Source organism: Streptomyces sp. NH27 (assembly GCF_056859195.1).
Genome location: NZ_JACEGK010000295.1, coordinates 1 through 9795, shown reverse-complemented (window position 1 = coordinate 9795; position 9795 = coordinate 1). Strand labels below are relative to the sequence as shown.

8 protein-coding genes and 1 pseudogene are annotated in these 9795 nt (G+C 72.4%); 5 read left to right on the top strand and 4 right to left on the bottom strand.

The features are described from left to right. Positions 1-1240: GMC oxidoreductase (locus AC13HU_RS22790; protein WP_483043791.1), on the top strand; the 1240-nt coding region annotated here is incomplete at its 5' end. Between the two features lie 335 nt (positions 1241-1575). Here AC13HU_RS22790 and AC13HU_RS22785 read toward each other — a convergent pair. After that, the gene (locus tag AC13HU_RS22785) at positions 1576-1869 is read right to left on the bottom strand and encodes a chorismate mutase (RefSeq protein WP_483043790.1); all 294 of its coding nucleotides are present in this window, start codon (positions 1867-1869) and stop codon (positions 1576-1578) included. 342 nt (positions 1870-2211) lie between these two features. Between AC13HU_RS22785 and guaA the strand changes: the two genes are divergently transcribed. Continuing rightward, on the top strand, positions 2212-3819 hold the full coding sequence (guaA, locus tag AC13HU_RS22780; protein WP_483043789.1) for a glutamine-hydrolyzing GMP synthase: 1608 nt from the start codon (positions 2212-2214) through the stop codon (positions 3817-3819). Between the two features lie 138 nt (positions 3820-3957). Continuing rightward, positions 3958-4434 (top strand): annotated as a pseudogene (locus tag AC13HU_RS22775) (DoxX family membrane protein); the annotation flags it as partial. 270 nt (positions 4435-4704) lie between these two features. Here the strand turns inward: AC13HU_RS22775 and AC13HU_RS22770 are convergent. Then, positions 4705-6159: a PspC domain-containing protein gene (locus tag AC13HU_RS22770; RefSeq protein ID WP_483043788.1), complete on the bottom strand. Its 1455-nt coding sequence runs from the start codon at positions 6157-6159 to the stop codon at positions 4705-4707. Between the two features lie 155 nt (positions 6160-6314). On the opposite strand from AC13HU_RS22770, the gene AC13HU_RS22765 reads away from it, so the two are divergent. Next, entirely contained in the window at positions 6315-7616 is a 1302-nt protein-coding gene (locus AC13HU_RS22765; RefSeq protein WP_483043787.1) for an ATP-binding protein, read from the top strand. Continuing rightward, a complete protein-coding gene (locus AC13HU_RS22760; protein WP_483043786.1) occupies positions 7613-8296 on the top strand; it encodes a LuxR C-terminal-related transcriptional regulator in 684 nt (227 codons plus the stop codon). Before AC13HU_RS22765 ends, AC13HU_RS22760 begins: the two co-directional genes overlap by 4 nt. 88 nt (positions 8297-8384) lie before the next feature. Here AC13HU_RS22760 and AC13HU_RS22755 read toward each other — a convergent pair whose 3' ends face one another. Beyond that, positions 8385-8702: a hypothetical protein gene (locus AC13HU_RS22755; protein ID WP_483043785.1), complete on the bottom strand. Its 318-nt coding sequence runs from the start codon at positions 8700-8702 to the stop codon at positions 8385-8387. Positions 8703-9079: 377 nt separating this feature from the next. Then, a partial coding sequence (locus AC13HU_RS22750; protein WP_483043784.1) for a PP2C family protein-serine/threonine phosphatase occupies positions 9080-9795 on the bottom strand: 716 nt, incomplete at its 5' end.

Genomic DNA, 9795 nt, shown 5'->3' with positions numbered 1-9795 from the left:
CTTCGGCGGGGCCGGGCCGCGTAGGCGGGCCTGCACCGAGTGCGGCGAGTGCATGACCGGCTGCCGGCACGGCGCGAAGAACACCCTCAACGAGAACTACCTCCACCTCGCGGAGCGGGCCGGCGCCGAGATCCGGGCGATGACGACCGTCGTCGAGCTGGCCGACGATCCGGCGGGGGGCTACCGGGTCACCACGGTGCCCACCGACCGGCGCAGGAAGGGCGGCCGCAGCGTCTTGCGGGCCCGCCAGGTGGTGGTCGCGGCCGGCACCTACGGCACCCAGACGCTGCTGCACGCCATGCGGGACGCCGGCCGGCTGCCGCGGATCTCAGGCCGGCTGGGCGAGCTGACCCGGACCAACTCCGAGGCGCTGGTGGGCGCGCAGACCTCCGTGTCCCGCTATCGCAAGCGTCACCCGGACCGCCCGCTGGACTTCACCCGGGGCGTGGCCATCACCTCGTCGGTGCACCCGAACGACCACACCCACATCGAGCCGGTCCGCTACGGCCGCGGCTCCAACGCGATGGGCAACCTGTCGATCATGGCCGCGCCGTACCGCGGGAAGCTGCCGCGCTGGGCGGAGTTCGCGGTCAACTACCTGCGGCACCCCGCGGTCGCGCTCCGTTCGCTGTCGAACTTCCGATGGTCGGAACGGACGATCATCGGACTGGTGATGCAGACCAGCGACAACTCGCTGACCACCTTCCGTAAGAACAAGGGTCCGGGCAAAGGGCTGCTGACCGCCCGTCAGGGCCACGGCGCCCCCAACCCGGTGCACATCCCCGAGGGCGCGCGGGCGGCCGAGCTGATCGCCGAGGAGATCAACGGCTTCGCGGGCAGCAACATCGGCGAGGCCACCGACCGGCCGATGACCGCGCACTTCCTGGGCGGTTGCCCGATCGGCGCGGACGCCGAGCACGGCGTGATCGACCCGTACCACCGGCTGTTCGGGCACCCGGGCATCCATGTGGTCGACGGCGCGGCGGTCTCGGCGAACCTCGGTGTCAACCCCTCGCTGACGATCACCGCACAGGCCGAACGGGCGATGTCTCTGTGGCCGAACAAGGGCGCGGCGGACCCGCGGCCGGCCCAGGGCGAGGCGTACCGCAGGATCGCCGCAACCCCGCCGGTCGCCCCGGTGGTGCCGGCGGACGCGTTCGGCGCGCTGCGGCTCGCACTGCTGCCGATACCCCGAGTTCCTCGGGCGGAAGAAGCGCCGCGGGCGCCCAAAACGCCCTGAAAACGCTGTAATGTGTTACTCGCAGAGCGGCCGGTCCCGGGCGTCCCCGGGAACCGACCGCCTCTTTAGAGTCGTGACCGGGCTGCTGTCCCCTGCCGTCCGGCCACTCGGACCGATGCGAGGTCCCACGGCGGCCACATTGCCGCAGCCGCCTCATCGCACCGGCTCACACCCCGCCCAGCTGCGTCTAGGCGGTGTCCATTTCCACGCGTGGTGTTGGGTTACCGCCCCTGGCTGGCGCGGACATCACCTCCAACGAAGGGGCCGTCGGCCGGTCACGTGCCGTTCGGGTGATCCCCCTCGAAAGGGGAGCCACGCGTGGTGCGGTCATACCGTCATACCCGGCCCCGGCCCAGTTCCAGCAGGGTCATCGCGAGCGCGGTGCCGGGGCGGCCGAGCGCGTCGCCGTACGCCCGCAGCACCTCCATCTCGCGGGCCAGGTGCAGGCGGCGGCCGCCGGCGCCCATCCGGGCCCGCTGCACCTCCTGCGACACCTCGACGCGCTGCCGGACCAGTTCGATGATCCGCGTGTCGAGGTCGTCGATGCGCTGCCGGGCGTCGGCGATGGTCTGCTCGGTGTCGGGGGGAAGGGTCTCGGTCACGGTCTGCTCCTCGGGTCGGTGGCACATCGGTCACGACCCGGGCCGCGGTCCGGGGAAGCGAAAGGCGCCCCGGGCCGAGTGGCCCGGGGCGCCTGGAGGTCGCTTGCTTCAGCTCACGCGACGCGACCATGGCAGCCGGACCGGCCGGTGCCATAGGTAAACGCGAAGGTGTGCGTGTGCATGGCGCCCAGTATGGACCACCGACCGGGTGCGTGCGCAAGGCGCGGCGGCGACGGGCGCGGCGGCGACGGGTGTGCCGGTGGGCGCGGCGAGGGTGTGGCGGCGGGCCCGGCGGGCGCCCGTCGGAGGAGCCGCCCGGCGCTGGGTAGACTGGCGGCACACTCCCGCACCCTCGCCGGAAGGCCGCCCGTGTCCTCAGCGACCCCAGCCGACCCCGCTCCCGACGGCACCGCCGCCGCCACCGACACCGTCCTGGTCGTGGACTTCGGCGCGCAGTACGCCCAGCTCATCGCCCGCCGGGTGCGCGAGGCGCGGGTCTACAGCGAGATCGTGCCCTCCTCCATGCCGGTCGCCGAGATGCTGGCGAAGCGGCCGAGCGCGATCATCCTGTCCGGCGGCCCCTCCTCGGTCTACGCGCCGGACGCGCCCAGCCTGGACCGCGAGCTGTTCGAGGCCGGGGTGCCGGTGTTCGGGATGTGCTACGGCTTCCAGCTGATGGCCACCACGCTCGGCGGCACCGTCGACAACACCGGCGCCCGCGAGTACGGCCGGACCGCGCTGGAGATCTCCAAGCCCGGCTCCACCCTCTTCGAGGGCACCCCCGCCCAGCAGTCGGTGTGGATGTCGCACGGCGACGCCTGCTCGGCCGCGCCGGCCGGCTTCACCGTCACGGCCAGCACCGACGTCGTCCCGGTCGCCGCGTTCGAGAACGACGAGAAGCGGCTGTACGGCGTGCAGTACCACCCCGAGGTGATGCACTCCACACACGGCCAGCAGATCCTGGAGCACTTCCTCTACCGCGGCGCCGGCATCAAGCCGGAGTGGACCACCAGCAACGTGGTGGACGAGCAGATCGCCGCGATCCGCGCCCAGGTCGGCGACCGGCGGGCGATCTGCGGGCTGTCCGGCGGGGTGGACTCCGCGGTCGCCGCCGCCCTGGTGCAGCGCGCCATCGGCGACCAGCTGACCTGCGTCTACGTCGACCACGGCCTGATGCGCAAGGGCGAGACCGAGCAGGTCGAGAAGGACTTCGTGGCCGCCACCGGGGTGCGGCTGAAGGTCGTCGACGCCTCCGAGCGGTTCCTCGCCGCGCTCGCCGGGGTGTCCGACCCGGAGCAGAAGCGCAAGATCATCGGCCGGGAGTTCATCCGGGTCTTCGAGCAGGCGCAGGCCGAGATCATCGCCGAGGCGCCGGACGACCAGCCGGTGGAGTTCCTGGTGCAGGGCACCCTCTACCCGGACGTGGTGGAGTCCGGCGGCGGCACCGGCACCGCCAACATCAAGTCGCACCACAACGTCGGCGGCCTGCCCGAGGACCTTCAGTTCGCCCTGGTCGAGCCGCTGCGCAAGCTCTTCAAGGACGAGGTGCGGATGGTCGGGCAGGAACTCGGCCTGCCCGACGAGATCGTCCAGCGCCAGCCGTTCCCCGGCCCGGGCCTGGGCATCCGGATCGTCGGCGAGGTCACCAAGGACCGCCTCGACCTGCTGCGGGAGGCCGACGCCATCGCCCGCGAGGAGCTGACCGCGGCCGGTCTCGACCGCGAGATCTGGCAGTGCCCGGTGGTGCTGCTCGCCGACGTCCGCTCGGTCGGCGTCCAGGGCGACGGCCGCACCTACGGCCACCCGGTGGTGCTGCGGCCGGTCTCCTCCGAGGACGCCATGACCGCCGACTGGTCCCGGCTGCCGTACGACGTGCTGGCCCGGATCTCCACCCGGATCACCAACGAGGTCGCCGACGTGAACCGGGTCGTGCTCGACGTCACCAGCAAGCCGCCGGGCACCATCGAGTGGGAGTGAGCGGGGCCGCTGCCCCGGTGCGGGCGGGAAATGTCCCGCCGCGTTGAGTCACAGCCCGCCGGTGTACGTATGACCTTCTGACGCCGCTGCACCGGAAGACCACTTCCACCCCACCAAGAGCGGCGGGAGAGGCGGGAGATGATGCCGGAGATGTGGCGGGAGACCGCACGTCGCTACGCACTGCTGCCGTTGCGGATCTTTCTCGGCGTGACGTTCACCTACGCCGGGATCGACAAGCTGACCAGCAACACCTTCTTCACCGACACGGCGAACGGCTCGCTGCTGCAGACCCTGCACGGCGTGCGGGACTCCGCGGCGATCCCGGCGATGGTCGACCTCGCGCTCAAGGCGCCGCACGGCTTCGGCTACGCGATCGCGCTCGGCGAACTGGCGGCCGGTCTCGGCATGCTCTTCGGGCTGCTCGGCCGGGTCGCCGCGCTCGGCGGTGCGCTGATCTCGTTGAGCCTGTGGCTGACGGTGAGTTGGTCCACCACGCCCTACTACTACGGCAACGACCTGGCCTACCTGATGGCCTGGCTGCCGCTGGCGCTGGCGGGCACGCCGTACCTGTCGCTCGACCTGCTGATCAGGAAACGGCGCACCGGGGCGGGCGCAGGCGCCGCGCTCTCCGCGGCGACCGGGCCCGCGGCGGCTACCGCTGAGGGGGCCGAGGGGATGGGCGCCGCCGGAGGGCCCGTACGGTCCGCACCCCCTGCGTGACGACCGCTGTCGCCACGACCAGGCCGAGGCCCGTACCCGCGACGGGGATCGACAGATGCGGGTCCGAGAGGTTCCCCACGCCGGCCACGTCGAGGAAGAAGCCCACGGTCAGGGCGATCAGGACCAGGCCCATCACCAGGGCCGCCGGTTCAAAACGGTGCCGCTTCACCGGACCACCCGCACATCTCCGACGCTGACCTTCACCGTGAGGTCGATGGTGCCGGTGGACGCCGTCCCCGGCTTCGGGCTGAAGACCTTGGTCTCGTGCGTTCCGCTCCTGATGTTCACTCCGTGGTCCTCTCCGGACAGCAGCACCTCGCCGACGCCGATGTCGTAGGTCAGGACCACCGTGGCGGTCGCCGGGAGCTTCACCAGCGCCTCGCCGACGCTCACCGTCAGCCGGGTGCTGACGTGCTGGTTGCCCAGAGACACGGTCCGCAGGTCCAGGACGCCGTTGCCGACGCCGCGTTCGTAGGCCGGCTGGATCGCGGCCGACGAGGTCGGGACCCACTCGGTGGTCCAGTCCTTCTGGTCCTTCGACATCGAGGCGGCGCAGATCAGGCCGGCGATGGTCAGCAGCGACCAGAACGCGGTCAGGCCGCGCGGACGCCCCGCGAAGGCCGCGATCAGGTAGGCCACGCCGAACACGCCCAGCGCGGACGCCAGTCCGATCTCCATGCTGCTGCCCACCGACGTCCGGTGCAGCGACACCGAGGTGCCCACTCCCGCGGCCGTCGCCGCCAGCAGGAAGGCCACCATGCCGAACGGCCACGCCCGTTCCTTGCGGGTCTTCTGCTTCCGCTCCCGCCACACCTGCTTGTCCGGCGCCTCGTACGGCCCGTCGTCCGGGCCCCACAGGTACGGCGGTGCCTTCGTCAGCGGGTCGCGCCACCAGGACGGGGTGGTGCCGGGCTCGGGCGGTGCCTGGGCGGCGGGCGGCGCGTCCGCGACGGAACTCGCCGCCGCGAGCGGGGTCTCGCCGGCCGCCTGCATCCTGGCGCGCTGCTGCGACCAGTAGACGGAGGCGATGGTGGCGGCCAGCAGGATCAGGGAGAACGCCTGGTTGGCGCCGTTGCCGAGCATCGACGCGTACAGGCCGCAGCCGACCAGCGCCATCAGCACGGCGATCAGCGGCGCCCCCTCGATCCGCCCGGACAGCAGGCGGTGCGCCTCGCTCTCCTCCTCGCCCTCCTGCGGTATGACCAGCCAGCCCAAGCCGTAGATGATCAGACCGATGCCGCCGGTGAGCGCGAGGACGGTGAGCACGATACGGAAGATGATCGGGTCGACGCCGAAGTAGCGGCCCGCGCCGTGGCAGACGCCGGCCAGCACCTTGTCGTCGCCGTGGCCGCGCTGGAGCGTCGGGCGGTTGTCGGCGGTGGCGGCCGTGTCGCCGTCCGTCGCGTCCTTGCCGTCGGCGCTCCGGGCGTCGGTGTTCCTGCCGGCGTCCCCATGTCCGGTGCCGCGTCCGGTGCCGTGTTCGGCGCCCCGGCCGCTGCCGGCATCGGCGTCGGCCGCGGCGTCGCGGTCGTACCGGGTGGCGCCGGCCGGGCGCGGGGCCTCGTCCCGCGCCGGGGTCCGGTCCCGGGCCGCGCTCGTCTCGGTGGGGTCGTCGGTCATGGTCACCATGGTCGCCCGTCCGCCGCCGTACCGGCACCCGCCCCGACCCTGGTACGACCCTGATCCCGCCCCGGACACCCTCTGGGGGTCGGGTCGCACATCCTCGGGGGTTCACCCTGATGCCCCACGGGACGTGCTTGTGTGACGATCGGGGTATGTCAGCCAGCACCCCGCCGCCGCCCGGACCGTCCGGCGGCGTCTCCGGAGCGTCCTTCCTCACGCCGCCCGAACCGGCGGCGTCCGGTGTGCGCAAGCTGTACCGCAGCTCCGAGGGCCGGATGATCGGCGGGGTGGCGCGCGGGCTGGCCGGCCACCTCGGGCTGCCGGTGCTGTGGGTGCGGGCGCTGTTCGTGCTGCTCGCGGTCTTCAACGGCATCGGCATCCTGCTCTACGCGGTGTTCTGGTTCTTCGTGCCGCTCGGCGTCGGCGGCGTCTCCGAGGCCAAGGAGCCGCGCGACGCCCGGTCCTGGCTGGCGGGCAAGCGTCCGGACAAGGGCCAGATCATGGCCCTGATCGCGCTGGCCGTCGGCACCGGCATCCTCGTGGGCAACCTCAACCTCGGCGCGGCCAACCGCGCGGTGTGGCCTTTGCTGGTGATCGGCATCGGTGTCGCGCTGGTGTGGCGGCAGGCCGACAACGCCCGCAAGGCGCGCTGGGTCGAGATGAGCCACGGCAAGCGGTTCTGGCCGCTGGTACGGGCCGCGGGCGGCATCGTGCTGGTGATCGCGGGTGTGACCGGGTTCATCGTGGTGCGCGGCTCCGGCAGCCACCTCGGCGGCATCCTCCAGGCCGCGCTCGCCGTGCTCGTCGGTGTCGCGCTGATCGCCGGGCCGTATCTGGTGCGGATGACGCAGGACCTGTCCGCGGAGCGGCTGATGCGGATCCGCGCCCAGGAGCGCGCCGAGGTCGCCGCCCACGTGCACGACTCGGTGCTGCACACGCTCACGCTGATCCAGCGGCACGCGGAGGAGCCGCGGGAGGTGGCGCGGCTGGCCCGGGCCCAGGAACGCGAGCTGCGCGCCTGGCTCTACCGCCCCGAGGGCACCGGTCGCGACGACGAGCCGACCACGCTCGCCGACGCCGTACGGGCCGCCGCCGCGGAGGTGGAGGACGCGCACGGCGTGCCCGTGGAGGTGGTCTGCGTCGGCGACTGCCCGCTCGACGAACGGCTGGCCGCGCAGATGCAGGCCGCGCGCGAGGCCATGGTCAACGCGGCGAAGTACGGTGGCGACGGCGCGGTCCAGGTCTACGCGGAGGTCGAGGAGTCGAAGGTGTTCGTCTCGGTACGCGACCACGGTCCCGGTTTCGACCTCGACCAGGTTCCCGGCGACCGCATGGGCGTAAGAGAATCGATCATCGGACGGATGCGGCGCAACGGTGGCGAGGCCCGGTTGCGGGCCGCACCCGGCGGCGGCACGGAAGTCGAACTCGAGATGGAGAGGGTGGCGGTGGCATGACTACGCCCACGGGAGACGAACGACGGGTCCGGGTGGTCCTCGTCGACGACCACCGTATGTTCCGTACCGGAGTGCAGGCGGAGATCGGCGTCACCGCGGAGACCGGGGTCGAGGTGGTCGGCGAGGCGGCCGACGTGGACCAGGCGGTCACCGTCGTCACCGCGACCCGCCCGGAGGTGGTCCTGCTCGATGTCCACCTGCCCGGCGGCGGCGGGGTCGAGGTGCTGCGGCGGTGCGCGGCGCTCAGCGCGGACCCGAACCGGCCGGTGCGCTTCCTCGCGCTGTCGGTGTCCGACGCGGCCGATGATGTGATCGGCGTCATCCGCGGTGGCGCGCGCGGCTATGTCACCAAGACCATCACCGGCCCCGACCTGATCGACTCGATCTTCCGGGTGCGCGACGGGGACGCGGTCTTCTCGCCCCGGCTGGCCGGCTTCGTGCTCGACGCCTTCGCCTCCACCGACGCCCCGCCCGTCGACGAGGACCTCGACCGGCTCACCCAGCGCGAGCGCGAGGTGCTGCGGCTGATCGCCCGCGGCTACGCCTACAAGGAGATCGCGAAGCAGTTGTTCATCTCGGTGAAGACCGTCGAGTCCCATGTCTCCGCGGTGCTGCGCAAGCTCCAGCTGTCCAACCGGCATGAGCTGACGCGCTGGGCGACCGCTCGGCGACTGGTCTGAGCGCGCTCTGCGGGGCGCTTTGAGCTGAGTGCGTGCTGCCGGGCGCGTCGAGCTGAGTGCGTCCCGGCGAACGCCGCGGTGGGGCTTCTCAGTCGTCCTCGTCGGTGGGCCAGACCAGGTCGTAGTTGGGGGTGTGCGCGGTGCGCTGGTCCACCGGGGTGTGCACGGAGTCCATGGGGACGTCGTCCGGCACCGCGCAGCGGCTGAGGTGGATGCCGGTCAGGCAGTGGTCGCACCACAAGGACGCGTAGCCGACACGGTCGGCGGGCAGGCCGCAGAAGGTCAGGTTCAGCTTGAGGGCACCGCAGTTGGGGCAGCGGACGTCGGGGGCCGAGTGCGGCAGCCGGTCGTAGCGCTGCTGGAAGGCTGACATCCAGTCGCCCCAACTCGCCTTCAGCGCTTGCATCGGTCGTTCTCCCGTCGGGTCGGCTCATCGGGCGAGCGTAGACACTACGCCGGTGCGGGACGGTGGTGGTCGGAATGCCCGAACCGTGACCTTCGACGGTGCGCGGATCGGCGGAATGGTCCACTATGTCGGATAACTGATCACAGGAAATTCGCAGGTTGTGCGACCTGTGGGCGCCCGGAAGTATCGAACGGGGTGAGCCGGCGGGCTCTTGGGCCGCGCCGCCGCCCTCCATTTGCCGGTCGGTCCTGATCCTCGAAGTCGGCCGCCAAGGCCGCCACTTCGGCCGCGGGCGGCCACGTCGGCCTGAAGTGAGCCGCGCGCCCCGGCCGGTTGACGGGCCGGGGCGCTCCTGACGGGAGTTGCTTCCCAGGTTGTTACGGCGTGGCGGCGGCGATGACGTCCGCCACCACGCAGCTCACGTTGTCGGGGCCGCCTGCGCCGTTCGCGAGAGCGATCAACGCGCAGGCGGCCTCGTCGGGTTCGGCCTCGGCCGAGAGCACCCGGCGGATGTCCGCCGGCCCGGCGACCGCCGGCAGCCCGTCGGAGCAGAGCAGGTAGCGGTCGCCGGACCGCGGCGAGTGCAGCTTCAGGTCGGCGGTGGGCGGCGGGCCGTCGGACAGCAGCGCGCGCAGCAGCAGGGACCGGTCCGGGTGCGAGGCCGCCTCGGCCTCGGTGAGGCGGCCGTCGTCGACCATGGACTGCACGATCGTGTGGTCGTGGGTGATCCGGAACAACTCGCCGTCGCGCAGCAGATACGCCCGGCTGTCGCCGATGTGCACCATGGCGAGGTGGGTGCCGGTCCACAGCATGGCGGTGAGCGTGGTGCCGACGGCGGCCTGGTCGGGCGCGGGTGCCGCGCTGCCCTCGGCGTGCGCGCTGCTCCCGACCGCGCGGGCCGCGGCTTCCACCGCGTCCTGGAGGATGTTGAGCAGGTTTTCCGGCGGGAACGGCTCGGCGGTGTCCAGTTCGGCGAGTGCCCCGATCGCGGCCGCGCTGGCCGGGGCGCCGGCCGGCCCGAAGCCGTCGGCGACCGCGAGCAGGCGGTCGCTCGCGTACACCGCGTCCTGGTTGCCGGGCCGGACCAGGCCCG

What these genes read in the sequence shown, in the direction of transcription:
- AC13HU_RS22785 (WP_483043790.1), bottom strand. Translation starts at nt 1,869, where the DNA reads ATGTGCCACCGACCCGAGGAGCAGACCGTGACCGAGACCCTTCCCCCC.
- AC13HU_RS22770 (WP_483043788.1), bottom strand. Translation starts at nt 6,159, where the DNA reads ATGACCGACGACCCCACCGAGACGAGCGCGGCCCGGGACCGGACCCCG.
- AC13HU_RS22765 (WP_483043787.1), top strand. Translation starts at nt 6,315, where the DNA reads ATGTCAGCCAGCACCCCGCCGCCGCCCGGACCGTCCGGCGGCGTCTCC.
- AC13HU_RS22760 (WP_483043786.1), top strand. Translation starts at nt 7,613, where the DNA reads ATGACTACGCCCACGGGAGACGAACGACGGGTCCGGGTGGTCCTCGTC.
- AC13HU_RS22755 (WP_483043785.1), bottom strand. Translation starts at nt 8,702, where the DNA reads ATGCAAGCGCTGAAGGCGAGTTGGGGCGACTGGATGTCAGCCTTCCAG.